The following is a 26,499-nucleotide window of genomic DNA, read 5'->3' as shown; positions in this document are numbered from 1 at the left end:
GTTAGCGGTTTCGCTGTCAAAAGTTTCGACAACCCTGTGACTCGATGGCTCTGGTTTAAAATTGAGCGACATTGGTCGGTTAGCCGAATTCATTTTTAGGAATTGGTGCGCGTTCAGTGCATTTACACTCCTTGGTTGCGACCGGGTGCAATTACTGTGCTTGACCCACCGCGCTGTCCGTGCCAAATTATTTGAACAGATGTTCATTAATTCCGGGAGGAGAGCGGGGATGTTCACTGCGACAATGCAATTCGATCTGGGTGAAGATGTGAACGCCCTGCGTGAAATGGTACACCGCTGGGCGCAGGAGAGGGTCAAGCCGATGGCCGCCGAGATCGATGCCAGCAACGAATTTCCCAACGAGCTTTGGAAGGAAATGGGCGAGCTGGGGCTGTTGGGCGTAACCGTGCCCGAGGAATATGGCGGTGCCGGTATGTCCTATCTGGCCCACACCATTGCGGTGGAGGAGATTGCGCGCGCCTCGGCTTCGGTTTCGCTTTCATATGGTGCACATTCCAACCTCTGCGTGAATCAAATCAAGTTGAACGGCAACGAAGAGCAAAAGCAGAAATATCTGCCGCGCCTCGTTTCTGGTGATCATGTGGGCGCGTTGGCGATGTCCGAACCTTCGGCCGGGTCGGATGTGGTGTCGATGAAGCTGCGCGCCGAAAAGCGCAATGACCACTACCGTCTGAATGGCAACAAGTACTGGATCACCAATGGCCCGGATGCCGATACGCTGGTGGTCTATGCCAAGACCGACCCCGAGGCCGGTTCGAAAGGTATCACGGCCTTTTTGGTCGAAAAGGAGATGAAGGGGTTCTCGACCTCTCCCCATTTCGACAAGTTGGGTATGCGCGGGTCGAACACGGCTGAACTGATCTTTGAGGATGTGGAGGTGCCGTTCGAGAATGTGCTGGGCGAAGAAGGCAAGGGTGTTGCCGTTCTGATGTCCGGGCTGGATTACGAGCGGGTGGTGCTTGCAGGGATCGGAACCGGCATCATCGCGGCCTGTCTGGATGAGATCATGCCGTACCTGGCCGAGCGCAAGCAGTTCGGCAAGCCGATCGGAACCTTTCAGCTGATGCAGGGCAAGATCGCGGATATGTACACGGCCATGAACTCTGCACGGGCCTATATTTACGAAGTGGCCAAGGCCTGTGACCGGGGCGATGTCACGCGTCAGGATGCGGCGGCCTGCTGTCTGTACGCTTCGGAGCAGGCGATGACACAGGCGCATCAAGCCGTTCAGGCGATGGGTGGGGCCGGGTTCCTGTCGGACGCTGCCGTCAGCCGCATATTCCGTGATGCCAAGCTGATGGAGATCGGTGCGGGTACCAGTGAAATTCGCCGGATGCTGATCGGGCGCGAATTGATGAACGAAATGCTCTGAGCGTGAAACGCACCGCAGCCGAGGGAACTGCGGGGCGTTTCGGTGAAAGGATCAGAAGCGATGGACGTAGGACACGCCAATCAGCCACGGATCGATTTCGGCTTTGCCGATGTTGCGTCCGTTCAGCGTGACATCCGAGTCGATATCGAACCAGCGGACGTTCAGCCGAACACCGTTGTCATCGTTGATCATATAGTCCAGGCCAACCTGCAGCGACACGCCGAACGAGTCGTCGATCTTGAGGCCGGGGAGCTCTTCGTCGAAGAAGGTGGTGTAGTTCAAACCGGCGCCGACGTACGGTTTCCAAGCGCTGTTGGTGGGGAAGTGATAGTTCAGCGACAGGGTGGGCGGCAGTTGTTTGACACTGCCTGCGTCAATGCTGCCGCCGAGCGTGATGTCATGCTTGAACGGAGTGGCAGCCAGCAACTCGATCCCCAGATTGTCCTGAATAAAGTATTCGACGGTGAAGATCGGGCGGGTGTCCGAGCTGATATCTGTGCTTTGGCCAAGGACCGTGCCGTTGTCGGATTTGGGGTTGAGGTATCCAAGACCGATACTGGCCGTCCAGTCACCTTTCGATTGCGCAAACGCGGGCGCTGCAAGGGCGACAAGCGCAGTGGACAGAGTCAATGCGGCGAGTTTCATATTCATCTTCAAGCCTTTGGTTTCGTTAACACACACGCATTGCGCCATGCGCAACATGCTCTCTCTGATCTGTGTCAAAACGAGTGTTGTGAGTTCCATTCGGCTCGACCCGAAGCGCCCAATGAAACAAGGGAAATTCACCATGCCTCGCTCTGAGCGCATACCCGGATTGCATTCAGCGGGCGGCTGGGATGTGTCTGATCGGCTGAATATGGCAAGCCAATGCCTGTCCAAGCCGAAACAGCAGGTTGCACTGATTGATCTGACGGAAGGTAGTTTCAAGCAGGTCACCTATGGCCAGCTGTCAGACATGACGGATGGTATCGCCCGCGCGTTGCTGCAGCGGGTGCAGCCCGGTGATCGGGTTGGTGTATTGCTCAGCCAGTCGCCCTGGTGCGCGGCGGCCCATCTTGCGATCTGGAAGATCGGGGCGATTTCGGTTCCCTTGTTCAAACTGTTCAAACGGGACGCCCTGAAGTCCCGCGTGGGCGATGCCGGTGCCCAATTTGTGCTGACCGACGCCGAGGGCGCCGCCATGCTGACGGATCTGGCCACCCCGTTGATAGCGGCTGAAATCGGTGAAGCTGGTGAGTCGGTGCCATTCGCCGATACCAACTCCGAAGACCCTGCGGTGCTGATCTATACCTCCGGGACAACGGGCAGTCCAAAGGGTGCCTTGCACGGTCATCGCGTGCTGACCGGCCATCTGCCCGGCGTTTCGATCAGTCACAATCACCTGCAGGACGGTGATTGCTTGTGGACACCTGCCGACTGGGCCTGGATCGGTGGATTGTTCGACGTGCTGATGCCGGGATTGGCGCTGGGCATTCCGGTTGTTGCGGCAAGGTTGGAGAAATTCACGCCTGAGGCCTGCGCCGAAGTGATCGAACGTGGCGGTGTGCGCAACGTGTTCTTCCCGCCCACCGCATTGCGGATGCTCAAGGCTGCGGACCAGTCCATTCCGGGCCTGCGCTCTGTCGCCTCGGGAGGCGAGCCGCTGGGCGCCGAAATGCTGGCTTGGGGGGAAAAGGCTTTCGGCCTGACGATCAACGAATTCTACGGTCAGACCGAATGCAATATGGTCGTCTCCTCCTGTGCCCGGGATTTTCCGGTACAGCCCGGCTGTATCGGCAAGCCGGTACCGGGGCATGAGGTTGCCGTGATCGACGATGACGGTAATCCGACAGAGGAAGAGGGCGATGTGGCCATCCGGCGTGGTTCGGCCTCGATGTTGCTGGAATACTGGAACCGGCCGGAGGCAACTGCCGAGAAGTTCCGGGGTGACTGGCTGATTACCGGCGATCGTGGCGTGTGGGAAGGTGACTATCTGCGCTTCGTGGGTCGGGATGACGACGTGATAACGTCCGCTGGATATCGCATCGGTCCAGCCGAGATCGAAGATTGCCTGTTGACGCACCCGGCGGTGGCGACGGTGGGCGTGGTCGGCAAGCCCGACCCGCTGCGAACCGAGATCGTCAAGGCTTATGTCGTGCTGAAACCTGGGGGCGAGGCGTCGGGCGCTGAGTTGCAGGAATGGGTCAAGGACCGTCTGGCGCAGTATTCCTATCCCCGTGAGGTCGCATTTCTTGAGGAACTGCCGATGACGGTGACCGGGAAGGTGATCCGGAAGGAACTGAAGGCGCGGGCGGCAGAGGAAGTTAGTGTATGAAACGCAGTCTGATTACTATGTTCCTATCGATATCCTGCGTTTGGCAAGCGCATGCGGAAACCACTCCGGTTCCTATTGACGCCTTGGATTGGTTTGAGGAGTGCACTCAACTTACTCAGACTGCCAACGGGATGATCATGGATGCCAATTGTGCGGAACTTGCCGCTCAATACTGCTTGACCGGTCGCCCTATAGACAAGCGACTTCAATGTCTCGCCGATCTTTCAGGGCACATGGTTTCGCTATCGACTAAGATCAAAGACAGTGTTCCTCAGACCATTAAGGGATCGACTCGGCAGGCGCGTAGTTACGAGCGCAAGTATTACCAGTTGGTCGAAGACGTCTTTAATGTTTGCGACGCGTCTCCCCGAGAAGAAATCCCGCCAGATGCTTGGTGCGACTTTTATCTGAATACTGGAGATTGGGTACAGTGGCGGTCTTTGCAGCGACTTGCCTTGGAGGTTAAGCAATGAAACTAAAATCCAAAGCCGTGCCCGCCTCTGAGGGCTTCAAGGCAAACCGCGCAGCGCATCTCGATGCGCTGGCGCAAATCTCAGTCGCTGCCGAAGCGGCCCGCATGGGTGGCGGCGAGAAATCACGCGCACGCCATGAATCGCGCGGCAAGATGCTACCCCGTCGTCGGGTTGCGAACCTGTTGGACCCGGGGTCTCCGTTTCTGGAAATCGGTGCAACGGCGGCGCATGGGATGTACGGCGATGCAGCTCCGTCCGCCGGGGTTGTTGCCGGTATTGGCCGGGTGCAGGGGCAGGAGGTCATGGTGGTCTGCAACGACGCCACTGTGAAGGGCGGCACCTATTATCCGATGTCGGTCAAGAAACACCTGCGCGCACAGGAGATTGCCGAGGAAAACAATCTGCCCTGCATCTATTTGGTCGATAGTGGCGGCGCGAACCTGCCCAATCAGGATGAGGTCTTCCCCGACCGTGACCATTTTGGCCGCATTTTCTACAATCAGGCCCGGATGAGCGCGAAGGGCATCCCTCAGATCGCGGTGGTCATGGGATCTTGCACGGCGGGCGGTGCTTATGTGCCCGCGATGTCGGACGTGACGATCATCGTCAAAGAACAGGGAACAATCTTTCTGGCCGGTCCTCCCTTGGTCAAGGCCGCAACGGGTGAGGTCGTCAGTTCCGAGGATCTGGGCGGCGGTGACGTCCATACCCGTTTGTCCGGAGTGGCCGACTATCTGGCTGAGGATGACGCCCACGCGTTGGCACTGGCGCGCCGTGCAGTTGGATCGCTGAACCGACGCAGGCCGCAGACGGTGGATTGGGCTAGCCCTGAAGACCCAGCATATGACCCCGAGGAAATCCTAGGCGTTGTCCCGGCTGATCTGCGCACTCCTTATGACATTCGTGAAGTGATCGCCCGGCTGGTTGATGGATCGCGTTTCGACGAGTTCAAGCCGCGCTTTGGCGAGACACTGGTGACAGGGTTTGCCCATGTCAAAGGTTGCCCGGTTGGGATCATCGCCAATAACGGCGTGCTGTTTTCAGAGGCGGCGCAAAAGGGCGCGCACTTTGTCGAGCTGTGTTCGCAGCGCAAAATCCCTCTGGTGTTCCTGCAGAACATCACCGGATTTATGGTTGGACGTAAATACGAGAACGAGGGCATCGCGCGGCATGGGGCCAAGATGGTGACGGCTGTCGCCACAACCTCGGTGCCCAAGATCACCATGCTCGTGGGTGGCTCTTTCGGGGCCGGGAACTACGGCATGGCGGGCCGCGCCTATCAGCCCCGGTTCTTGTGGACGTGGCCGAATTCTCGCATCTCGGTCATGGGTGGAGAACAGGCGGCAGGTGTGCTGGCCACCGTCAAACGAGACGGCATCGAACGGCAGGGCGGCACATGGTCGGTCGAGGAAGAGGCCGAATTCAAACGCCCGACGCTGGAAATGTTCGAGGAGCAATCGCATCCCCTCTACGCGTCCGCGCGTCTATGGGATGATGGCATCATCGATCCGCGCAAAAGTCGTGATGTCTTGGCGCTGTCGCTCAGCGCAGCCTTGAATGCGCCCATCGAGGAGACACGTTTCGGCGTGTTCAGGATGTGACCGCGATGGAGAATTTTCTGAGAAAATTCTTTTGGCAAAACCCTTCTTTGAAGGATTCCGCCAGGGAAGGAAAAGTTAAGCATGTTCAATAAAATCCTGATTGCCAACCGGGGCGAGATTGCCTGCCGGGTGATGGAAACGGCTCAGAAGATGGGCGTTTGGTGCGTGGCCGTTTATTCGGACGCTGACGCCGCCGCCAAGCACGTTCAAATGGCGGATGAGGCGGTGCATATCGGTGGTGCGGCACCCGCGGAAAGTTATCTGAAGGGGGATGTGATCATACGGGCCGCGCTCGATACCGGCGCGCAGGCGATTCACCCCGGTTATGGCTTTCTGTCTGAAAACCCCGATTTCGTGGATGCTGTTGAAGCTGCTGGCCTGACCTTCATCGGCCCCTCGGCGGCGGCGATCCGCAAAATGGGCCTTAAGGACGCGGCCAAGGTGCTGATGGAACAGGCCGGAGTTCCGGTGGTTCCCGGATACCATGGTGACAATCAGGACGGCGAACACCTTGCCGGAGCTGCAGATGCCATCGGCTATCCGGTGTTGATCAAGGCAGTTGCCGGCGGTGGCGGCAAAGGCATGCGCCTTGTAGAAAGGCCCGAGGATTTCGCAGCGGCTCTGGACAGCGCACGGGGCGAAGCACGCACCGCGTTTGGCAACGAAGCCGTGTTGGTCGAGAAATTCGTAGCCAAACCGCGTCACATTGAAGTGCAGGTTTTTGGCGACGGTACAAACGCGGTCCATCTGTTCGAACGTGACTGTTCTTTGCAACGGCGACATCAGAAAGTGATCGAAGAAGCCCCGGCCCCCGGCATGACGACCGAGATGCGTGAGGCGATGGGGCAGGCCGGTGTGCGCGCGGCCGAGGCAATCGGGTACAAGGGTGCAGGGACGGTTGAGTTCATCGTTGATGCCTCGGACGGATTACGTCCGGACCGCTTCTGGTTCATGGAAATGAACACTCGTTTGCAGGTTGAACACCCCGTTACCGAGGCGATCACCGGCATAGATCTGGTTGACTGGCAACTGCGGGTCGCCTCAGGGGAACGCTTGCCAGCGCGACAAGCGGAGTTGGCAATTTCAGGTCATGCTTTCGAGGCGCGGCTTTATGCAGAAGACGTGCCAAAGGGCTTTTTACCTGCCACCGGAACACTGACGCATCTGGAGTTTCCTGGTACGTGCCGCGCCGACAGCGGTGTTCGGGCAGATGATACGATCAGCCCCTGGTATGATCCCATGATTGCCAAGGTAATCGTGCACGGCCCAACGCGTGAGGTCGCGTTGGCGTCGTTAAGCCGTGCATTGTCCGGAACCGAGGTCGCGGGCACCGTCACAAATCTGGCGTTCCTGGGTGAACTGGCGCGGCACAATGGCTTTGCTTCGGGGGACGTGGATACCGGGCTTATTGCCCGGGATCTTGATTCACTGGTGCAGGAGGTTTCGCCTGAACCGGTTCAGACAATCGCCGCTGCAATGGCTGCGTCTGAGTTGTCGGATACTCAGGATGTCAGTGGCTTCGCCCTCTGGGCACCGTTGCATCGCGCTGTTCAATTAACCTGGGGCGGTGATGTTGTGAATCTGGATGTTCAGGTGCAGTCCCCTGATCTGCAAAACTGGACAATCGGCGATGCCCGGTTCGTTGCAGAGCGGAGAGATGGAGCTTGGTCCTTAGGAGGTATGAAGTTGCCTCGGGTTGCAATCTCCGGCTCGGTCGCTACGGTTTTTGGCGCCAACGGGACGGTTTTTGGAATTGTTGATCCGCTTGACCGCGACACCAGTGCCACCGGTGATGTCAACGTGATCGAGGCGCCGATGCCGGGGTTGGTCAAGGCCGTCTTTGCGAAAGCAGGTCAAGCGGTCAAAGAAGGTGACCGGATGGCCATTCTGGAAGCCATGAAGATGGAGCATTCGTTGCTTGCGGCGCGCGATGGTGTCGTGGCGGAAGTGTTGACCGACGCGGGCAGTCAGGTCGAAGCCGGCGCGGCACTGGTGAGGCTGGAAGAAGCAGAGTGATCCGGCAATCCCGGCGTAATTAAAAGAACTTCGGAGGGAATAATGGGCGACCGCGTTGAAATTTTTGAAGTTGGCCCGCGCGACGGGTTGCAGAACGAGGCACGCGAAATTCCGGTCGCCAGCAAGGTCGCGTTGGTCGATTGCCTGAGCCGTGCTGGTTTCAGCCGGATCGAGGTTGCTAGCTTTGTCTCACCTAAATGGGTGCCACAGATGGCGGGCAGCGGCGATGTTCTGGCGGGTATCACCCGTGCAGACGGCATTCGCTATGCGGCGTTGACCCCCAACATGCGTGGATATGAGGATGCGCTTGCCGCGAAAGCCGACGAGATTGCAGTGTTTGCATCGGCATCGGAGGGTTTCTCGAAAGCAAATATCAACGCAACAATCGAGGAATCGATAGAGCGGTTCGTGCCGATCCTCGAAGCTGCACGCCACATCGATCTGCCAGTGCGCGGCTATGTCTCATGTGTGACCGACTGCCCCTATGACGGTCCTACGCCGCCGGAAAAAGTGGCCGAAGTCGCGGATCTGCTGTTCTCGCACGGGTGTTATGAAATTTCGCTGGGCGATACGATTGGTCAGGCGACGCCGGACTCGATTGCACATATGCTTTTGGCCGTCCGCGAACGGGTGCCCGTAACCCGATTGGCAGGGCATTTTCACGACACATCAGGGCGTGCCATTGACAACGTCGACGCCTCACTCGCGCTGGGCGTGCGGGTGTTCGATGCAGCTGTTGGCGGTCTGGGGGGATGTCCATATGCGCCGGGGGCTGCCGGAAACGTGGCGACCGAGGCGCTGGCTGCGCATCTTGAGCGGTTGGGATACGAGACCGGGCTTGACCTCGCGATTATTGAGGAGGCGGCGACAATGGCGCGCGCCATGAGGCAGGAATAAGGGCAAGGCATGTTCGAAACGATCTCATTGGTGACTGATGAACGCGGTGTCGCGACGCTGACACTTAACCGTCCAGAAAAACACAACGCCATGTCTGCGCAGATGATTTCTGAACTGACTGAGGCTGCTAAACGTCTTGCCGGGGATGATGCGGTCCGGGTCGTGGTTTTGACCGGCGCGGGCAAGACGTTTTGCGCGGGGGGCGACCTGGGATGGATGCAGGCCCAAATGGCGGCTGATCCCGACACTCGGTTTGCTGAGGCGCGTAAACTGGCCGAGATGCTGCAGGCTTTGAACACACTGCCCAAACCGCTGATCGGCGCGTTGCAGGGCAATGCTTTTGGTGGCGGCGTCGGGATGGCATCAGTCTGTGATGTGGCAGTTGGCGTGAACAGCCTGAAAATGGGACTGACCGAGACTCGTCTGGGTCTGATCCCAGCCACGATCGGGCCATATGTCATAGCCCGGATGGGCGAAGCGCGGGCGAGGCGCGTGTTCATGTCTGCCCGCTTGTTTGACGCATCCGAGGCGGTGGAGCTTGGGCTTCTTGCAAAGGCGGTGCCGTCAGATGATCTGGTGGACGCGGTCGAAGCTGAAGTGGTGCCATATTTGTCCTGCGCCCCCGGCGCGGTTGCTTCGGCCAAGCAATTGATCGGGACACTTGGTCCCGTAATTGATGACAACGTGATCGACCAAACGATTCAGGCGCTGGTCGACCGCTGGGAAACGGACGAGGCTCACGAGGGGATCGAAGCGTTTTTCGGGAAAAGAAAACCTGCATGGAAAACTTAGGTTTAGCATCTGTTGCTCGAAAGTCGACAATCGCAAAACCAGTTGGAAATCTGTCCCGATTTGTTCCGAATAATGCGCCGGTGCGTGGTTGTGTTCGGTTGACCCTCTGACCCCGCGCGGATAGAGAATGTCCAGTCAACACGCCAATTGACGGCGCACCCTTTTGGGGCACGCGCAGGAAAGGAGCTATTCGTGGAAGACCTGTTGCGGGAGTATCTCCCGATCCTGGTGTTTCTTGCCGTTGCCGTAGGCCTTGGAATCGTCCTGATTCTTGCGGCTGTGGTTCTGGCCGTCCGCAATCCCGACCCTGAAAAGGTCAGCGCATATGAATGTGGGTTCAACGCCTTTGACGATGCGCGGATGAAATTCGACGTCCGATTCTATCTGGTCTCGATTCTTTTCATCATCTTCGATCTGGAAATCGCCTTCCTGTTCCCATGGGCCGTCGGGTTCAAGGACATCAGTGATGTCGGGTTCTGGTCGATGATGGTGTTCCTGGCGGTGCTGACCATTGGCTTTGCCTATGAGTGGAAGAAAGGGGCCCTGGAATGGGAGTGATGACGGGCGCAAACACCGCCGGCGTCGACAAGGAAGTCGCCACCCAGGCCCTGAATGCCGAGTTGCAGGACAAAGGGTTCCTGCTGACCTCGACCGAAGATATCATTAACTGGGCTCGTACCGGTTCGCTGCACTGGATGACATTCGGTCTGGCCTGCTGCGCGGTTGAGATGATGCACACCTCGATGCCGCGTTATGACGCGGAACGGTTCGGCATCGCACCGCGCGCCTCTCCTCGTCAGTCCGACGTGATGATCGTGGCCGGTACCCTGACCAACAAGATGGCCCCGGCGCTGCGCAAGGTCTATGACCAGATGCCCGAGCCGCGCTATGTGATCTCAATGGGTTCCTGCGCCAACGGTGGTGGTTACTATCACTATTCTTATTCGGTGGTGCGCGGCTGTGACCGTGTCGTGCCGGTCGATATCTACGTCCCCGGCTGCCCTCCGACGGCTGAGGCGCTGCTGTACGGCCTGATGCAGCTGCAACGCAAAATCCGCCGCACCGGCACCATCGTACGCTGAGGAGAGAGCTGATGAGCGACGCACTCAAGGAACTCGGCGCGCAGTTGGAGCTGAAACGGGCCGATTGTGTTCTGTCCTGGGATGTGACCCATGGCGAACTGAATGTCGATGTCGCACCGTCGAACTTGGTGGAGTTCGTGGAGTTTCTGAAATCCGATCAGAATTGCAAGTTCTCGTCACTGGTTGATATTACGGGTGTGGATTACCCCGAACGGGTCAAACGGTTCGACGTGGTCTATCACTTCCTGTCGATGTACCAGAACCAGCGTATTCGCCTGCGGGTGTCCATCCGTGAAGAGGATATGGTGCCTTCGATCGTGGACGTTCACCCTTCGGCCAACTGGTTCGAGCGTGAAGTATTCGATATGTTCGGGATCTTGTTCTCGGGCCATCCGGACTTGCGGCGTATCCTGACCGACTATGGTTTCCGCGGCCATCCTCTGCGCAAGGATTTCCCGACCACCGGCTATACCGAGGTCCGCTATGACGAGGCGCAAAAACGCGTGGTCTACGAACCCGTCAGTCTGGTGCAGGAATACCGTCAGTTTGATTTCATGTCACCGTGGGAAGGTGCGAATTACATTCTGCCGGGGGACGAGAAGCAGGAGACCGAATAATGGGTGGCATCTGGTGGCTGATCCTTTCTGCGCTGACCATCATTCCGATGGTGAAGATATTGCCGTTTTTCGGGATCAACAAATACTGGTGCCTTCTCTGTCTGATCCCGTTTGGCACGATTGCGTTGCTGTGGTGGGTTGGATTGAAACTGCAAGAGCTGGAGCGCCGTTGAGATGCTAATGCTGCTGGGGGAACTGTTCGCACTGGGTGCGCTGGGGGTCCTGCTGGCAGGGGCCGCAGCCAAAGCTGCCGAGGCGGAAAAGGTCCGGGTTCGGGCCGAAGCGAAAAAGAACAAACGGGGGCGTTGATGGACGGCTCAAGATACGATGACGGCAGCACGGACGCGCTGAGCGGAGAACAGAAGATCCGCAATTTCAACATTAACTTCGGCCCGCAACACCCCGCGGCGCACGGAGTTTTGCGTTTGGTGCTTGAGCTGGACGGCGAGATCGTCGAACGCTGCGATCCGCATATCGGCCTGCTGCACCGCGGTACCGAAAAGCTGATGGAAAGCCGGACGTATCTGCAGAACTTGCCGTACTTTGATCGTCTGGACTATGTGGCGCCGATGAACCAGGAACACGCCTGGTGTCTGGCCATCGAAAAGCTGACCGGGGTCGAGGTACCACGCCGTGGCTCGCTGATCCGGGTGCTGTATTCCGAAATCGGGCGCATCCTGAACCACCTGCTGAACGTGACCACGCAGGCGATGGACGTCGGCGCGCTGACCCCGCCGCTGTGGGGCTTTGAAGAACGCGAAAAGCTGATGGTGTTCTATGAGCGGGCCTGTGGCGCCAGACTTCATGCGGCCTATTTCCGCCCGGGCGGTGTGCATCAGGACCTGCCGCCGGAACTGCTAGACGATATCGAGGCGTGGAGCCACGAATTCCCGGCTGTTCTCGATGATATCGACGGTCTGCTGACAGAAAACCGCATCTTCAAGCAGCGCAACGCCGATATCGGTGTGGTGACCGAAGACGATATCCAGAAATATGGTTTCTCGGGTGTTATGGTGCGTGGGTCTGGTCTGGCATGGGACCTGCGTCGCGCGCAGCCCTATGAATGCTATGACGAGTTCGAGTTTCAGATCCCCGTCGGCAAGAACGGCGACTGCTATGACCGTTACCTCGTCCGCATGGAAGAGATGCGCCAGTCGCTGCATATCATCCGTCAGGCCATCGCCAAACTGCGCGACTGCCCGGGAGATGTTCTGGCACGAGGCAAGATCACCCCGCCAAAGCGGTCGGACATGAAGACCTCGATGGAAAGCCTAATCCATCACTTCAAGCTTTACACCGAAGGATTCCACGTCCCCGCGGGTGAAGTGTATGCCGCCGTCGAGGCCCCCAAGGGCGAATTTGGCGTCTATCTGGTCGCCGACGGCACCAACAAACCCTATCGCGCCAAACTGCGCGCGCCGGGTTTCCTGCATCTGCAAGCCATGGACCACGTCGCCGGAGGGCACCAGCTGGCTGACGTCGCCGCGATCATCGGTACCATGGATGTTGTGTTTGGGGAGATTGATCGGTGACCCTTAGGTATCGACACAAAAAAACCGGTGAGGAATACGAACCGAAGAAGTACGAGGGCGGCTATCGCGTTATGATAGAACTCGAGTCTCTCGAGGATTTTCGACGTTTTGCCAAGATTGCCCACGGCGCTCGTCTGACAAAAGTTGGTTCCCAGCAGGACAACGTGTTGTCTTTCGCCGAACTGGAAGAGATCAAATAATGCTCCGCCGTTTACATCCCGAACAACCCGATAGCTTTGCCTTCACCGCTGCTAACCAGCAATGGGCCGAAGCGCAGATCACCAAGTACCCCGAGGGGCGTCAGGCCAGCGCGGTCATCCCGCTGCTGTGGCGCGCGCAGGAACAAGAGGGCTGGTTGACCCGTCCGGCGATTGAATCCGTCGCCGACATGCTAGGTATGGCCTATATCCGCGTGCTTGAGGTGGCGTCCTTCTACTTCATGTTCCAGCTGCAACCGGTTGGGACTGTAGCGCATATTCAGGTGTGCGGCACCACGTCGTGCATGATCTGCGGGGCTGAGGATCTGATCGCGGTCTGCAAGGAAAAGATCGCCGCCAAACCGCATGAGCTGTCCGCAGATGGCAAGCTGAGCTGGGAAGAGGTGGAATGTCTCGGGTCCTGCACCAATGCGCCGATGGCTCAGATTGGCAAAGATTATTATGAAGACCTGACCGCCGACAACTTTGGCAGGATTATTGACGATCTGGCCTCTGGCAAGGTGCCGACACCGGGGCCGCAGAATGGCAGGTATGGCGCCGAACCACTCAAAGGGTTGAGCAGCCTCAAGGACTACGAAAGCGGCAAGACACAGTACAATGCCAGCGTGCAACTGGCCGCGGACATTGGCGACACCGTCAAGCGGATCGACGGGACTGAGGTTCCGATCCTGACCCCATGGCTGGGTAAGGATGGTAAGGCCGTGGCGACCAAGGCGGCGCCGAAGCCGCCCAAGGCTCCGGCTCCGGCGAAACCTGCGGTGAAACAGGCGGAAGAGGCGCGGGCGGCAAAGGAAGATCAGCCCGAAACACTGACCGGCCCTCGTGACGGGAAAGCCGACGATCTGAAGATGCTGAAGGGCGTTGGTCCCAAGCTGGAAGAGACGCTGAATGAGCTGGGCTTTTATCACTATGACCAGATCGCGGTCTGGACTGCGGAAAACGTGGCATGGGTAGATGCGCGGCTGAAGTTCAAGGGCCGGATCGAGCGTGACGGATGGATCGAACAGGCCGGTAAACTTGCGGCGGGTGAGGAAACCGAATTCGCCAAACGTGCCAAGGAAGACGGCACTTACGAAGACTAAATGACGATGCCCATCCGGGGCATCAGGGTGAGATGGACAAGGACAAGGAACAGGCCATAGCCCGCAAGGGCCGCCATATCGGCATCGTCATCGCTGTGACGATGGCGCTTTGGCTTGCCATGAACCTGTTCATCGGTCCCGCACTGGAACTGACGACGCGACATGCACTGCTGTTTGATTTTGCCGCTCTGGCAGGGTTCATCTATGCAGGCGTCAACATTTTTCAACTCTGGCGCATGCGTCAGGATAGCCAAAGGTAAGTAGCGATGCTGAAGGATCAGGACCGGATCTTTACCAACATCTACGGGATGCACGAGCGTACGCTGAAAGGCGCGCAGGCCCGGGGTCATTGGGACGGCACCGCTGGCCTGATCGACAAGGGGCGCGACTGGATTATCCAGACCATGAAGGATTCGGGCCTTCGTGGACGTGGGGGCGCTGGTTTCCCTACGGGACTGAAATGGTCATTCATGCCAAAGGAGAGCGATGGTCGTCCGGCCTACCTGGTTGTGAACGCGGATGAATCCGAACCCGGTACGTGTAAAGACCGCGAGATCATGCGCCACGATCCGCATACGCTGATCGAAGGTTGCCTGATCGCATCTTTCGCGATGAACGCGCATACCTGCTATATCTACCTGCGCGGCGAGTATATCCGCGAGCGCGAAGCGCTGCAGGCCGCAATTGACGAGGCCTACGATTCCGGTCTGCTGGGCAAGAACGCCGCCGGGTCGGGCTGGGATTTTGACCTGTTCCTGCATCACGGGGCAGGCGCCTATATCTGCGGCGAGGAAACCGCTCTGATCGAAAGCCTTGAGGGCAAGAAGGGTATGCCGCGGATGAAACCTCCGTTCCCGGCGGGGGCGGGGCTTTATGGCTGCCCTACCACAGTGAACAACGTTGAATCCATCGCTGTCGTGCCAACGATCCTGCGCCGTGGTGCCGACTGGTTCGCGGGCTTTGGCCGCCAGAACAACGCGGGCACCAAGCTGTTTGCGATCTCAGGCCATGTGAACAACCCTTGTGTCGTCGAAGAGGCGATGTCGATTTCCTTTGAAGAGCTGATCGAAACCCATTGCGGTGGTATCCGCGGTGGCTGGGATAACCTGCTGGCAGTTATCCCCGGGGGATCGTCGGTGCCTTGCGTGCGCGGTGAGAACATGCGCGATGCGATCATGGATTTCGACTATCTGCGCGGCGAATTGGGCTCGGGCCTGGGTACCGCGGCTGTGATCGTCATGGACAAGTCCACAGACATCATCAAGGCAATCTGGCGTCTGTCGAAGTTCTACAAGCACGAAAGTTGTGGCCAGTGCACGCCTTGCCGCGAAGGCACCGGCTGGATGATGCGTGTCATGGACCGTCTGGTGCGTGGTGAGGCCGAACTTGAAGAGATTGACATGCTGTTCGACGTGACCAAGCAGGTCGAAGGACACACGATTTGCGCCCTGGGCGACGCGGCCGCCTGGCCGATCCAGGGCCTGATCCGAAATTTCCGGGATGAAATCGAGGACCGCATCAAGGCCCAGAAATCGGGCCGAATGGGTGCGATGGCAGCGGAGTGAACCTGATGGATATCTTTGCCGAATATTCCCACGCGATAGCCTCGCTGATGATCTTTACTCTGATTGTTTTGGCCCTCTCGCCGTTTTCGGCTCTGGCCAAGGCAGGCAAAGGGCTGGCACCGGGCGCGACACCGGAGCAAGATTATTCGGATAAAGCCTACCGTTTGAACAGGGCATACCTAAACGGAACCGAAACGCTGCCCGCCTATCTGGCGGTCACAGTGGCCGCAATCCTGCTTGGTGCCAGTCCGGTTTGGGTCAACCTGCTGGCATCGCTGGTACTGGTTGCGCGGGTTGTCATGCTGGTGATCCATCTGCGTGGTATCGGGAAACCCCACAGCGGGTTGCGGTCGGTTTTCTACGTGATCGGATGGGCCTGCATGGTCGTTCTGGCGCTGATGGCACTGGTGGCGGCGTTTTGATTCAGCCTGACGGATATCATCTGGCGGAACTGAACGTGGGCCGCCTGCTGGCACCCACGGACGACCCGCGTGTGGCCGAGTTCATGGCGAACCTTGATCGCGTGAACGGGCTGGGCAAGCGTATGCCCGGTTTCGTCTGGATGATGGAAGGGTCGGGTGAACCAGGCACCGGGAACACCGAAAACGCCATCTGCGATGATCCGCAATTCGTTGCCAATCTGACAGTCTGGGAAGATGTGCCGAGCCTTGAAAAGTTTGTCTGGGGGACAATTCACAAACAGTTCTACGAACGCCGTCAGGAGTGGTTCGAGGTTCTGGGGCAAATGCACTTTGCGATGTGGTGGGTACCAGCCGGTCACAAACCCTCGCTTGATGAGGCAGTCGAACGGCTTGAACATCTGCGTTCAAATGGTCCCAGTGACCATGCCTTTGGCTGGAATGAACTGAAACAAGCCACCCAATGGCGCAACAACGTTTGCGCCCCGGTAGCCGCGGAGTGAAGCGATGAAGATCATATCGCAAAACCAAACCGTTGCGCCGGACCATCCGGCCCATGCTGCTGAACCGGAGATCTGCTGCCATGAATAAACATATCTCAGCCCTTGGACTGATCGCCGCGCTGGCCATTGTCGCAAGTTGCGGACGAGGATCGAACGATCAGGTCCTGTTCGACGGTCACGCGTTTCGAACCAAGGCCAAAGTTGTCGACAAAAAGGTGACGCTTGCGGATTTCACGGTGACCGTGGATGGCGCTTCAGTGTCGCTGGATGGTGCACGCGAAGCCGGCCGCTTTGAAGGAACCAAATACTGCATCGCCAATTATGGATCGTCCAAGATCGACTGGAAGGTCGGACCGGACACCGATCCAAAAAAACTGCGCATTGTGGATGACACGCTGACTTTTGCGGGAACCTGCCAAAGACCATGAGCGGTGTTTTTGCATATCATCTCAGGCAAGGCCCGATGTTATTGAATAGCGTGGCCAAATCCTTTCGCTTGGGCAAACCCAAGACGAAAGGAATTGCCATGTCTGGTTTCAAGATTGCAGTATTGTCCGCTTTGCTGATCGTTCCGACGTTCGCACAAGCCAAGCCGCCCTTGCGCGAAGTCAAAGAGATCGACAACGAACTCTACTACATCGCCATTGCAAATGAGATTTCTGAGTACTGCGACGATATCAGTGGACGTAGGCTCAAGGCGATCGGGGTGATGTGGGGTTTGAAGTCAAAGGCCAACAAACTGGGTTATTCGGATGCGGAAATCCGGGCCTATGTCGAATCCGATGCCGAAAAGGCACGGATGCGGACCAAGGGCGAGTCCTACCTGGCCCAGCACGGCGTTTCCTACGGGCAGCCACAGACATTCTGCACGCTGGGGCGGGCAGAGATTGAAAGAAACAGCGCCATTGGCGTGTATTTGAGGGCGAACTAGACCATGTCTGACCTCCGCAAAGTCAATATCGACGGGCAGGAAATCGAAGTCGACGGCGCGATGACCCTGATCCAGGCCTGCGAAGAGGCCGGGGTCGAGGTGCCGCGCTTTTGCTATCACGAGCGTCTGTCGATTGCCGGGAACTGCCGGATGTGTCTGGTGGAGGTTGTTGGTGGCCCGCCCAAACCTGCGGCCTCTTGCGCGATGCAGGTCCGCGATCTGCGCCCAGGGCCGGAAGGACAGGCGCCGGAGGTCAAGACGAACTCGCCCATGGTCAAGAAGGCCCGCGAGGGGGTGATGGAGTTCCTGCTCATCAACCACCCGTTGGATTGTCCGATCTGCGATCAGGGTGGCGAGTGTGACCTGCAGGATCAGGCGATGGCCTATGGTGTGTCGGGCTCGCGCTTCAAGGAAGCCAAGCGTGCGGTCGATGATCTGGATCTGGGGCCGTTGGTCGGCACTGCGATGACCCGCTGCATAAGCTGTACCCGTTGTGTGCGTTTCACGACTGAAGTGGCCGGGATCACTCAGATGGGTCAGACCGGACGTGGCGAGGATGCCGAGATCACCTCGTATCTGAACCAGACGCTGGATTCGAACCTGCAGGGTAACATCATCGACCTGTGCCCGGTTGGGGCGTTGACCTCGAAGCCCTACGCCTTCACCGCACGGCCTTGGGAATTGACCAAGACCGAGAGCATCGACGTGATGGATGCCTTGGGCTCGAACATTCGTGTGGATACCAAAGGGCGCGAAGTGATGCGCTTTTTGCCGCGCAACCATGACGGCGTGAACGAGGAATGGATCAGCGACAAGACCCGCTTTGTGTGGGATGGTCTGCGTCGCCAGCGTTTGGACAAGCCTTACGTGCGCGAAAACGGCAAGTTGCGCCCGGCGACATGGCCCGAGGCGTTGGCCAAAGCGGCTGAAGCGCTGAAAGGGGCTGAGAAACCCGCAGGGATCATCGGTGATCTGGCCCCGGTTGAGGCTGTATTCGCCCTGAAACAGATGATCGAAGGGCAGGGCGGTGTAGTTGAATGCCGCACTGACGGGGCCAAGCTGCCCGCGGGTAACCGGAGCGCTTATGCCGGGACTGCAGCAATCGAGGATATCGATGCTGCCGAACGCATCCTTTTGATCGGAACCAACCCGCGCGAAGAGGCTCCTGTCTTGAATGCGCGTATCCGCAAGGCATGGGCGCATGGGGCTGAGGTGGCTCTGGTTGGTCCGGCTGTGGACCTGACTTATGACTATCACCATGTCGGAGATGACCGCGCAGCGCTGCAACAGGTCGTGGACATGGGCGGCGACGATGTGATCAAGGGCAAACGCTCGTTGGTCATTGTCGGGCAGGGCGCACTGCAAGAGGCTGACGGCGCAGCCGTTCTGGCAGCCGCGCAGGCGATCGCTGCAAACACAGAAAGTGGCTTGATCGTTCTGCACACTGCCGCCGCCCGCGTGGGTGCCATGGATGTGGATGCCACCAACGAAGGCGGCATGGAGGCCGTCAGCGCGGCGGATGTGATCTATAACCTCGGGGCGGATGAGGTCGAAATCGGTGAGGGTGCTTTTGTCATCTATCAGGGCAGCCACGGCGATCGGGGCGCGCACCGCGCCGATGTGATCCTGCCGGGTGCAGCCTATACCGAGGAAAACGGCCTGTTTGTGAACACCGAAGGCCGCCCGCAACTGGCGATGCGCGCAGGCTTTGCTCCGGGTGAGGCCAAGGAAAACTGGGCCATCCTGCGGGCGTTGTCCGCGGAACTGGGGGCGACATTGCCCTTCGACTCGCTGGCGCAATTGCGCACTGCACTGATCGAAGCGGTTCCACATCTGGCCAGCATCGACGAGGTGATCGGGAACGAAATCCAGCGGTTGGATGCTGCGCCACTGGGCAAAGCGACGTTCCGCAATGCGATCAAGGATTTCTATCTGACCAACCCGATTGCGCGCGCCTCGCAACTGATGGCGGAACTGTCTGCGCAGGCTCAGGCTCGCAAGAACCAGAAGATCGCGGCGGAATGAACCAGACCTGTTTCATATCGCTCTCTGACACCTGTGCTGTGCTAAGTGGCGCAGGCAACAGAGAATTGCGCGTGAAACGCAACAATAAGGGTGGCGCAACGGCTGCATATGCTGTTTACACCAACGCGCCGACCCAGCCGCAGTTTGCGCAGGCACATGGCCTTTGCAACGCCCGCGGAAAACGGAATACCCACGGTGTGAGGACCAATGGCTGAATTCTTTAACACCCCAGGCGGAATAGCCATCATCATTCTGGCGCAAGTGCTTGCAGTCGTTGCCTTTGTGATGATCTCGCTGTTGTTCCTTGTGTATGGCGACCGCAAGATCTGGGCTGCAGTCCAGATGCGCAGAGGCCCCAACGTGGTGGGGGTCTATGGCGTCCTGCAATCGGTGGCGGACGCGCTGAAATATGTGGTGAAAGAGGTCGTGATCCCCGCGGGTGCTGACCGCACGGTTTTCATCCTTGCTCCGCTGACATCTTTCGTTCTGGCGATGATCGCCTGGGCGGTGATCCCGTTCAACGATGGCTGGGTTCTGTCGGATATCAACGTTGCCATCCTCTATGTTTTCGCCGTGTCTTCGTTGGAAGTTTACGGCGTGATTATGGGTGGTTGGGCGTCGAACTCAAAGTACCCGTTCCTGGGTTCGTTGCGTTCTGCGGCGCAGATGATCTCGTATGAGGTCTCCATCGGCCTGATCATCATCGGCATCATCATTTCGACAGGTTCGATGAATTTCGGCGATATCGTTCGGGCGCAAGATGGCTCGTTCGGCTTCTTCAGCTGGTACTGGCTGCCGCACTTCCCAATGGTATTCCTGTTCTTCATCTCGGCGCTTGCCGAGACCAACCGCCCGCCGTTCGACCTTCCGGAAGCGGAATCTGAACTGGTCGCCGGCTATCAGGTCGAATACTCGGCCACGCCATTCCTGTTGTTCATGGCAGGTGAGTACATTGCAATTTTCCTGATGTGCGCGCTGACGTCGCTGCTGTTCTTCGGCGGCTGGCTGTCCCCGATTCCGGGCCTGCCCGATGGCGTGCTGTGGATGGTGGCGAAGATGGCGTTCTTCTTCTTCATCTTCGCGATGGTCAAGGCGATCACGCCCCGCTACCGCTATGACCAGCTGATGCGGTTGGGTTGGAAAGTATTCCTGCCGTTCTCGCTGGTCTGGGTGGTGTTCGTGGCCTTTGCGGCGAAATTCGACTGGTTCTGGGGCGCGTTCGCCCGTTGGAGCGTAGGAGGCTGATATGTCAGATAGTGCAGATGTCGGCTTGAAAATCGAGATGCTGAGCGGTCTCCAGTCGCAGTTGGAGCAGGCTTGTTCTGAGGAAAAAGAGAACCTTGCTCTGGGGAGCGTGGGGAATGACATACAAATCCAAGTGTCCAATCCCTGCGCAGCTTTGGAAACGGTAACCAAGCAGATTGACGCTCTGAAACAAGGAGAGCGGGAGGTGAAAGAATGACCCAAATCGACTACACCCGCGCTGCCAAATATTTCCTGCTTCAGGACTTTTGGGTCGGCATGAAGCTGGGGCTGAAGTACTTCTTCGCCCCCAAAGCCACGATCAACTATCCGCACGAAAAGGGGCCGCTATCCCCGCGTTTTCGTGGTGAGCATGCTCTGCGTCGTTATCCCAATGGCGAGGAACGCTGCATCGCCTGCAAACTGTGCGAAGCCGTCTGTCCGGCGCAAGCCATCACCATCGACGCCGAACCGCGTGAAGACGGAAGTCGCCGTACCACGCGCTATGACATAGACATGACCAAATGCATCTATTGCGGCTTCTGTCAGGAGGCCTGTCCGGTCGATGCCATCGTCGAAGGCCCGAACTTCGAATTCGCCACGGAGACCCGCGAAGAGTTGTTCTACGACAAGCAGAAACTGCTGGATAACGGTGAACGCTGGGAAGCCGAGATTGCTCGCAATCTGGAAATGGACGCGCCGTACAGATGAGTGACACGCCCCAAAATCCGTTTGAGCTGATGATGAAGCAGGCTCAGGACATGGCCAAGGCGATGAACCCGGCGATGGAGAATTTTTCGCCCAAAGGGTTCGAGGCGCTGTGGCCGACCATGCCGAAAGAGGTCATGGAGATGATGTTCGGCAACACCGTCAACAAGGACGGGCTGGATGCCAAAACACGCCTGCTACTGACGCTGGCCGGGCTGACCTGTCAGGGCGCTCAGGCGGACTCGGCGGTGCGTCAGACCGTGCGCCACGCGCTTGAGGCTGGTGCCAAGAAACAAGAGATCGTGGAAACGATCGGTCAGATGTCGGTCTTTGCCGGCATCCCGGCCATGACCCGCGCGCTGGATCTGGCGCAAGAGGTTCTGGGCGATAATGAGGATGAGGATCAATGACCGTCTTTGCCTTCTATCTGTTTGCCATCAGCGCCATCACCGGCGGGCTGTTCACGGTGATCAGCCGCCAGCCGGTGCATTCGGTTCTGTGGCTGATCTTGTCCTTCCTGTCCTCGGCGGGTCTGTTTGTTCTGCTGGGAGCTGAGTTCGTGGCGATGCTGCTGATCATCGTCTATGTGGGCGCGGTCGCGGTTCTGTTCCTCTTCGTGGTGATGATGCTGGACGTGGACTTTGCCGAGCTCAAGGCCGAGATGGCGCGCTACATGCCGTTGGCGCTGTTGATCGGTCTGGTGATCCTTATGCAGTTCGTCATGGCTATCGGAGCATGGGACAGCGCGCAGGGTGCTGCAGCCAACCTGGCCCAGCCGGTTCCGGCGAACCGCCACAACACTGAGGCGCTCGGCGTCATTCTATACGATCAATACTTCCTTCTGTTCCAACTGGCGGGCCTGATCCTGCTGGTGGCCATGATCGGCGCCATCGTTCTGACGCTGCGCCACCGTCAGGACATCAAGCGTCAGGACATCGTCGGCCAGATGATGCGCGACCCGGCCAAGGCGATGGAGTTGAAGGACGTGAAACCGGGGCAGGGACTTTGAGACGATGATCGGACTTGAACACTATCTTACGGTCGCGGCGACGCTGTTCGTCATCGGCATCTTCGGTCTCTTCCTGAACCGCAAGAACGTCATCATCCTGCTAATGAGCATCGAACTGATGCTGCTGGCGGTGAATATCAACCTTGTGGCGTTTTCCAGTTTCCTCGGCGATCTGGTCGGGCAGGTGTTTACGCTGTTCGTGCTTACCGTGGCGGCGGCCGAGGCGGCGATCGGGCTGGCTATTCTGGTCTGCTTCTTCCGCAACCGCGGCACCATCGCGGTTGAAGACGTCAATATGATGAAGGGGTAAGGGAACATGGAAACCACCATCCTCTTTGCCCCGCTCGTGGGCGCCATCCTGTGCGGGTTCGGCTGGAAATTCATTGGCGAAAAAGCCGCCATGTGGACCGCGACCGGCCTGCTGTTTCTGGCCTGTCTGCTCAGCTGGATCGTGTTCTTCACCTTCGACGGGCACACCCAGCAGATCGAGGTCATGCGCTGGATCGAAAGCGGTTCGTTGTCGACAAGCTGGGCGATCCGTCTGGATCGTCTGACCGCGATCATGCTGATCGTGGTGACGACTGTTTCAGCGCTGGTGCACCTGTATTCCTTCGGCTACATGGATAACGATCCGCAATGGCGCGAAGGCGAAAGCTATAAGCCTCGTTTCTTTGCCTATCTCAGCTTCTTTACATTCGCGATGCTGATGCTGGTGACGTCGGACAACCTGGTTCAGATGTTCTTTGGTTGGGAGGGCGTGGGTGTCGCATCCTACCTGCTGATCGGGTTCTACTATCGCAAACCGTCAGCCAACGCCGCTGCCATCAAGGCTTTTGTCGTCAACAGGGTGGGTGACTTTGGCTTTGCACTGGGGATTTTTGCGCTGTTTTTTCTGACCGACAGCATCAATTTTTCCGACGTGTTTGCCGCCGCACCGTCACTGGCGGAAAGCAAGCTAACCTTCCTGTGGGGCGAGTGGTCTTCGATCGAGGTCGTCTGCGTGTTGCTGTTCATCGGTGCGATGGGCAAGTCGGCGCAATTGATCCTGCACACCTGGTTGCCGGACGCGATGGAGGGCCCGACGCCCGTGTCGGCGCTGATCCACGCTGCGACAATGGTGACAGCGGGTGTGTTCCTGGTATGCCGGATGTCGCCGCTTTTCGAATTCGCGCCGGGTGCTGCGGGTTTCGTGACGGTGCTGGGCGCCTCGACTGCATTCTTTGCCGCGACCATCGGTCTGGTTCAGACGGATATCAAACGTGTCATCGCTTATTCGACCTGCTCTCAGCTGGGGTACATGTTTGTGGCTGCTGGTGTGGGCATGTATTCGGCGGCAATGTTCCACCTGTTCACGCACGCCTTCTTTAAGGCCCTGTTGTTCCTTGGTGCCGGCTCGGTCATCCACGCGATGCATCACGAGCAGGACATGATGAACTATGGCAATCTGCGGAAAAAGATCCCCTATACCTTCTGGGCGATGATGATTGGCACTCTGGCCATCACCGGGGTCGGTATTCCACTGACGACCTTTGGTTTTGCCGGGTTCCTGTCCAAGGATGCCATTATCGAGAGTGCTTATGCGGGCGGCTCGGCCTATGGCTTCTGGCTGCTGGTAATCGCGGCGGCATTCACTTCGTTCTATTCGTGGCGTCTGATCTTCCTGACTTTCTATGGTGAGGAACGCGGAGACAAGCATACGCACGAACATGCGCATGAAAGCCCGATGACCATGCTGGTTCCGCTGGGCGTTCTGTCATTGGGTGCCGTTTTTGCGGGTATGATCTGGTACGGCAACTTCTTTGGCCATGCGGATCAGGTCGGGAAATTCTATGGCATCCCGATGAGCGGCGCTGAGGTGCACGCCGATGCGGGCGATCATGGCGAAGGCAAAGGGCACGGTGAAGAAGAGCACGGTGACGAAGCTGCAGCCACGCATGGTGAAGAAGCTGGCCATGGCGAAGAAACCGCGCATGCTGCGACGTCGGATGAAGGACATGGCGAGGCCGTTGCAGATGATGGCCACGACAAGGCCGCCGATGGGCACCATGCATCCTTTGCAGGCAAGCCGGGTGAAGGCGCGATTTATATCTCGCCGGACAATCATGTGCTTGACGATGCACATGCCGCGCCGAAATGGGTGAAAGTGTCACCGTTCATCGCGATGGTGCTGGGCTTTGCGTTGTCTTACCTCTTCTACATCGTGAATCCTTCGTTGCCGGGACGTCTGGCGGAAAACCAGCGCCATCTGTACCAGTTCCTGCTGAACAAGTGGTATTTCGATGAAATTTACGACGCGGTTTTCGTCAAGCCGACACTGGCCTTGGGGCGGTTCCTGTGGAAGCGCGGTGACGGCAACACAATCGACGGCTTCCTGAACGGAGTAGCAATGGGCGTTGTACCCTTCTTTACCCGCCTCGCAGGCAAGGCGCAGACGGGTTACATCTTTACTTACGCCTTCTGGATGGTTTTGGGCATTGCCGCCCTGGTCACCTGGATGTCGATCGGCGGAGGCGCTCACTGATGGACAATATCCTATCCATTGTCACATTCATTCCCGCCATCGCGGCGCTGATACTGGCGCTGTTTCTGCGGGGAGAAGATGCTGCCGCGCAACGGAACGCGAAATGGGTTGCACTGGTTGCGACGACCGTGACGTTCCTGGTGTCGATTGGCATCTATACCGACTTTGATCCGTCGAATACCGGCTTCCAGATGGTGGAAGAGGGTAAGTGGTTGATGGGCCTTAAGTACAAGATGGGTGTGGACGGTATCAGCGTTCTGTTCGTTCTTTTGACGACGTTCATCATGCCCCTGACCATTCTGGCCAGCTGGAACGTGACTGACCGCGTCAAGGAATACATGATCGCCTTCCTCCTGCTGGAAACGCTGATGCTGGGCGTGTTCATGGCTCTTGATCTGGTGCTGTTCTACCTGTTCTTCGAAGCGGGCCTGATCCCGATGTTCCTGATCATCGGGATTTGGGGCGGCAAGGAACGTATCTATGCCAGCTTCAAGTTCTTCCTTTATACCTTCCTCGGCTCGGTACTGATGCTGGTCGCCATGGTGGCGATGTATGCGGATGCGGGTACAACCGACATTGAAGCGTTGATGAGCCATCAATTCTCGTCCGAAAGCTTCAGTGTTCTGGGCATCTACGTCGTTGGCGGGATGCAGACACTGATGTTCCTGGCCTTCTTTGCTTCTTTCGCAGTGAAAATGCCGATGTGGCCGGTGCACACATGGTTGCCCGACGCCCACGTTCAGGCGCCGACTGCCGGTTCCGTTGTTCTGGCCGCGATCCTGTTGAAAATGGGTGGTTACGGTTTCCTGCGCTTCTCGTTGCCGATGTTCCCGGTGGGTTCGGCTGTCATGACGGACCTCGTGCTGTGGATGTCGGCGATTGCCGTCGTCTACACCTCGCTGGTTGCGCTGGTGCAGGAGGACATGAAAAAGCTGATCGCCTATTCCTCGGTCGCGCATATGGGTTTTGTCACGATGGGTATCTTCGCGGCGAACCAGCAGGGCGTGGACGGGGCCATCTTCCAGATGCTCAGCCACGGCTTCATCTCGGCTGCTCTCTTCCTCATCGTCGGCGTGATCTATGACCGGATGCACACCCGCGATATTGAGGCGTACGGCGGATTGGTGATCAGGATGCCTGCCTATGCGCTGGTCTTCATGCTGTTTACCATGGCCAATGTGGGGCTGCCCGGCACCTCTGGATTTGTCGGTGAATTCCTGACGCTTATGGGTGCATTCCAGGTCAATACCTGGGTCACTGCGGTGGCAGCCTCGGGCGTGATCTTCTCGGCCGGTTATGCGTTGTGGCTTTATCGGCGGGTCGTCTTTGGCGACCTGATCAAGGAAAGCCTCAAGTCGATCACCGACATGAGCACGCGTGAGCGTGTGGTGTTTGCTCCGCTGATCGTCATGACCATTCTGTTGGGCGTTTACCCGTCGCTGGTGACCGATGTGATCGGCAACTCTACTGCCGCGCTGATTTCGAACTATGACACGGCTCTGGCCGCGGCTGAGGCCGCGACCCAGGTTGCCGCTTCGCATTAAGGGGGCTTTGGAGAC

At 58.1% G+C, this 26,499-nt stretch carries 31 protein-coding genes; 30 read left to right on the top strand and 1 reads right to left on the bottom strand.

Annotated features, from left to right (window positions below; translation table 11 throughout):
- The first annotated feature begins 229 nt into the window (after positions 1 to 229).
- Positions 230 to 1,393 carry an isovaleryl-CoA dehydrogenase gene (locus ACR0NA_RS06240; protein ID WP_480727096.1) on the top strand — a complete coding sequence of 388 codons (1,164 nt, stop codon included), beginning with the start codon at positions 230 to 232 and terminating at the stop codon, positions 1,391 to 1,393.
- Positions 1,394 to 1,444: 51 nt separating this feature from the next.
- Here ACR0NA_RS06240 and ACR0NA_RS06235 read toward each other — a convergent pair whose 3' ends face one another.
- Positions 1,445 to 2,044, bottom strand: coding sequence for an OmpW/AlkL family protein (locus tag ACR0NA_RS06235; RefSeq protein WP_480727093.1), 600 nt, complete (start codon positions 2,042 to 2,044; stop codon positions 1,445 to 1,447).
- A 136-nt stretch (positions 2,045 to 2,180) separates the two neighbouring features.
- Here ACR0NA_RS06235 and ACR0NA_RS06230 point away from each other — a divergent pair, with 136 nt between their 5' ends.
- The 29 genes from ACR0NA_RS06230 (at position 2,181) to ACR0NA_RS06090 (ending at position 26,484) form a co-directional block, all read left to right on the top strand.
- Positions 2,181 to 3,707 (top strand): AMP-binding protein, encoded by a 1,527-nt coding sequence (locus ACR0NA_RS06230; protein WP_480727091.1) that lies wholly within the window; start codon positions 2,181 to 2,183, stop codon positions 3,705 to 3,707.
- Positions 3,704 to 4,180, top strand: coding sequence for a hypothetical protein (locus tag ACR0NA_RS06225; RefSeq protein WP_480727089.1), 477 nt, complete (start codon positions 3,704 to 3,706; stop codon positions 4,178 to 4,180). Before ACR0NA_RS06230 ends, ACR0NA_RS06225 begins: the two co-directional genes overlap by 4 nt.
- Entirely contained in the window at positions 4,177 to 5,781 is a 1,605-nt protein-coding gene (locus ACR0NA_RS06220) for a carboxyl transferase domain-containing protein (RefSeq protein WP_480727087.1), read from the top strand. Before ACR0NA_RS06225 ends, ACR0NA_RS06220 begins: the two co-directional genes overlap by 4 nt.
- An 81-nt stretch (positions 5,782 to 5,862) precedes the next feature.
- On the top strand, positions 5,863 to 7,797 hold the full coding sequence (locus ACR0NA_RS06215; RefSeq protein ID WP_480727085.1) for an acetyl/propionyl/methylcrotonyl-CoA carboxylase subunit alpha: 1,935 nt from the start codon (positions 5,863 to 5,865) through the stop codon (positions 7,795 to 7,797).
- Between the two features lie 42 nt (positions 7,798 to 7,839).
- Positions 7,840 to 8,694: a hydroxymethylglutaryl-CoA lyase gene (locus ACR0NA_RS06210; RefSeq protein ID WP_480727083.1), complete on the top strand. Its 855-nt coding sequence runs from the start codon at positions 7,840 to 7,842 to the stop codon at positions 8,692 to 8,694.
- A 9-nt stretch (positions 8,695 to 8,703) separates the two neighbouring features.
- Positions 8,704 to 9,486, top strand: a complete 783-nt coding sequence (locus ACR0NA_RS06205) for a crotonase/enoyl-CoA hydratase family protein (RefSeq protein ID WP_480727081.1) — start codon at positions 8,704 to 8,706, stop codon at positions 9,484 to 9,486.
- A 192-nt stretch (positions 9,487 to 9,678) separates the two neighbouring features.
- Complete coding sequence (locus ACR0NA_RS06200) at positions 9,679 to 10,044, top strand: NADH-quinone oxidoreductase subunit A (RefSeq protein WP_170325678.1); 366 nt, start codon at positions 9,679 to 9,681, stop codon at positions 10,042 to 10,044.
- Positions 10,035 to 10,568: a NuoB/complex I 20 kDa subunit family protein gene (locus ACR0NA_RS06195; protein WP_010442777.1), complete on the top strand. Its 534-nt coding sequence runs from the start codon at positions 10,035 to 10,037 to the stop codon at positions 10,566 to 10,568. The genes ACR0NA_RS06200 and ACR0NA_RS06195 overlap by 10 nt, the downstream gene beginning before the upstream one ends.
- A gap of 11 nt (positions 10,569 to 10,579) precedes the next feature.
- Entirely contained in the window at positions 10,580 to 11,185 is a 606-nt protein-coding gene (locus ACR0NA_RS06190; protein ID WP_170650685.1) for an NADH-quinone oxidoreductase subunit C, read from the top strand.
- Entirely contained in the window at positions 11,185 to 11,358 is a 174-nt protein-coding gene (locus ACR0NA_RS06185) for a hypothetical protein (protein ID WP_170433422.1), read from the top strand. The genes ACR0NA_RS06190 and ACR0NA_RS06185 overlap by 1 nt, the downstream gene beginning before the upstream one ends.
- A gap of 1 nt (position 11,359) precedes the next feature.
- The gene (locus tag ACR0NA_RS06180) at positions 11,360 to 11,494 is read left to right on the top strand and encodes a hypothetical protein (RefSeq protein WP_480727077.1); all 135 of its coding nucleotides are present in this window, start codon (positions 11,360 to 11,362) and stop codon (positions 11,492 to 11,494) included.
- Entirely contained in the window at positions 11,494 to 12,717 is a 1,224-nt protein-coding gene (locus ACR0NA_RS06175) for an NADH-quinone oxidoreductase subunit D (RefSeq protein WP_480448929.1), read from the top strand. Before ACR0NA_RS06180 ends, ACR0NA_RS06175 begins: the two co-directional genes overlap by 1 nt.
- On the top strand, positions 12,714 to 12,917 hold the full coding sequence (locus tag ACR0NA_RS06170) for a hypothetical protein (protein WP_480727075.1): 204 nt from the start codon (positions 12,714 to 12,716) through the stop codon (positions 12,915 to 12,917). Before ACR0NA_RS06175 ends, ACR0NA_RS06170 begins: the two co-directional genes overlap by 4 nt.
- Complete coding sequence (gene nuoE, locus ACR0NA_RS06165) at positions 12,917 to 14,017, top strand: NADH-quinone oxidoreductase subunit NuoE (protein WP_480727073.1); 1,101 nt, start codon at positions 12,917 to 12,919, stop codon at positions 14,015 to 14,017. Before ACR0NA_RS06170 ends, nuoE begins: the two co-directional genes overlap by 1 nt.
- Positions 14,018 to 14,049: 32 nt before the next feature.
- The gene (locus ACR0NA_RS06160; protein WP_480448933.1) at positions 14,050 to 14,277 is read left to right on the top strand and encodes a DUF5337 domain-containing protein; all 228 of its coding nucleotides are present in this window, start codon (positions 14,050 to 14,052) and stop codon (positions 14,275 to 14,277) included.
- Positions 14,278 to 14,283: 6 nt separating this feature from the next.
- Positions 14,284 to 15,582 carry an NADH-quinone oxidoreductase subunit NuoF gene (gene nuoF, locus ACR0NA_RS06155; RefSeq protein ID WP_480727070.1) on the top strand — a complete coding sequence of 433 codons (1,299 nt, stop codon included), beginning with the start codon at positions 14,284 to 14,286 and terminating at the stop codon, positions 15,580 to 15,582.
- A gap of 5 nt (positions 15,583 to 15,587) precedes the next feature.
- Complete coding sequence (locus ACR0NA_RS06150) at positions 15,588 to 16,004, top strand: MAPEG family protein (protein WP_480448937.1); 417 nt, start codon at positions 15,588 to 15,590, stop codon at positions 16,002 to 16,004.
- Positions 16,001 to 16,504: a DUF3291 domain-containing protein gene (locus ACR0NA_RS06145; protein ID WP_480727067.1), complete on the top strand. Its 504-nt coding sequence runs from the start codon at positions 16,001 to 16,003 to the stop codon at positions 16,502 to 16,504. Before ACR0NA_RS06150 ends, ACR0NA_RS06145 begins: the two co-directional genes overlap by 4 nt.
- A gap of 80 nt (positions 16,505 to 16,584) precedes the next feature.
- Positions 16,585 to 16,932, top strand: coding sequence for a hypothetical protein (locus tag ACR0NA_RS06140; RefSeq protein ID WP_480727065.1), 348 nt, complete (start codon positions 16,585 to 16,587; stop codon positions 16,930 to 16,932).
- Positions 16,933 to 17,030: 98 nt separating this feature from the next.
- The gene (locus ACR0NA_RS06135; RefSeq protein ID WP_480727063.1) at positions 17,031 to 17,435 is read left to right on the top strand and encodes a DUF5333 domain-containing protein; all 405 of its coding nucleotides are present in this window, start codon (positions 17,031 to 17,033) and stop codon (positions 17,433 to 17,435) included.
- 3 nt (positions 17,436 to 17,438) lie between these two features.
- Complete coding sequence (gene nuoG, locus ACR0NA_RS06130; protein ID WP_480727061.1) at positions 17,439 to 19,460, top strand: NADH-quinone oxidoreductase subunit NuoG; 2,022 nt, start codon at positions 17,439 to 17,441, stop codon at positions 19,458 to 19,460.
- A 207-nt stretch (positions 19,461 to 19,667) separates the two neighbouring features.
- Entirely contained in the window at positions 19,668 to 20,705 is a 1,038-nt protein-coding gene (gene nuoH / locus ACR0NA_RS06125) for an NADH-quinone oxidoreductase subunit NuoH (protein ID WP_480727059.1), read from the top strand.
- A 1-nt stretch (position 20,706) separates the two neighbouring features.
- Positions 20,707 to 20,922 (top strand): hypothetical protein, encoded by a 216-nt coding sequence (locus ACR0NA_RS06120; protein ID WP_480727057.1) that lies wholly within the window; start codon positions 20,707 to 20,709, stop codon positions 20,920 to 20,922.
- Positions 20,919 to 21,413: an NADH-quinone oxidoreductase subunit NuoI gene (gene nuoI / locus ACR0NA_RS06115; protein WP_170348157.1), complete on the top strand. Its 495-nt coding sequence runs from the start codon at positions 20,919 to 20,921 to the stop codon at positions 21,411 to 21,413. The genes ACR0NA_RS06120 and nuoI overlap by 4 nt, the downstream gene beginning before the upstream one ends.
- Complete coding sequence (locus ACR0NA_RS06110; RefSeq protein WP_480727055.1) at positions 21,410 to 21,820, top strand: carboxymuconolactone decarboxylase family protein; 411 nt, start codon at positions 21,410 to 21,412, stop codon at positions 21,818 to 21,820. The genes nuoI and ACR0NA_RS06110 overlap by 4 nt, the downstream gene beginning before the upstream one ends.
- Positions 21,817 to 22,419, top strand: coding sequence for an NADH-quinone oxidoreductase subunit J (locus ACR0NA_RS06105; RefSeq protein WP_480727053.1), 603 nt, complete (start codon positions 21,817 to 21,819; stop codon positions 22,417 to 22,419). The genes ACR0NA_RS06110 and ACR0NA_RS06105 overlap by 4 nt, the downstream gene beginning before the upstream one ends.
- Before the next feature lie 4 nt (positions 22,420 to 22,423).
- Positions 22,424 to 22,729 (top strand): NADH-quinone oxidoreductase subunit NuoK, encoded by a 306-nt coding sequence (gene nuoK / locus ACR0NA_RS06100; protein ID WP_005984024.1) that lies wholly within the window; start codon positions 22,424 to 22,426, stop codon positions 22,727 to 22,729.
- A gap of 6 nt (positions 22,730 to 22,735) precedes the next feature.
- Complete coding sequence (gene nuoL / locus ACR0NA_RS06095) at positions 22,736 to 24,940, top strand: NADH-quinone oxidoreductase subunit L (RefSeq protein WP_480727051.1); 2,205 nt, start codon at positions 22,736 to 22,738, stop codon at positions 24,938 to 24,940.
- On the top strand, positions 24,940 to 26,484 hold the full coding sequence (locus ACR0NA_RS06090) for an NADH-quinone oxidoreductase subunit M (protein ID WP_170650672.1): 1,545 nt from the start codon (positions 24,940 to 24,942) through the stop codon (positions 26,482 to 26,484). Before nuoL ends, ACR0NA_RS06090 begins: the two co-directional genes overlap by 1 nt.
- The last annotated feature ends 15 nt before the right edge of the window (positions 26,485 to 26,499 follow it).

It is taken from the genome of Ruegeria sp. C11 (assembly GCF_056537725.1).
Note: the sequence above shows the minus strand (reverse complement) of the source record. Positions and strands in the feature narration are given on the sequence as shown.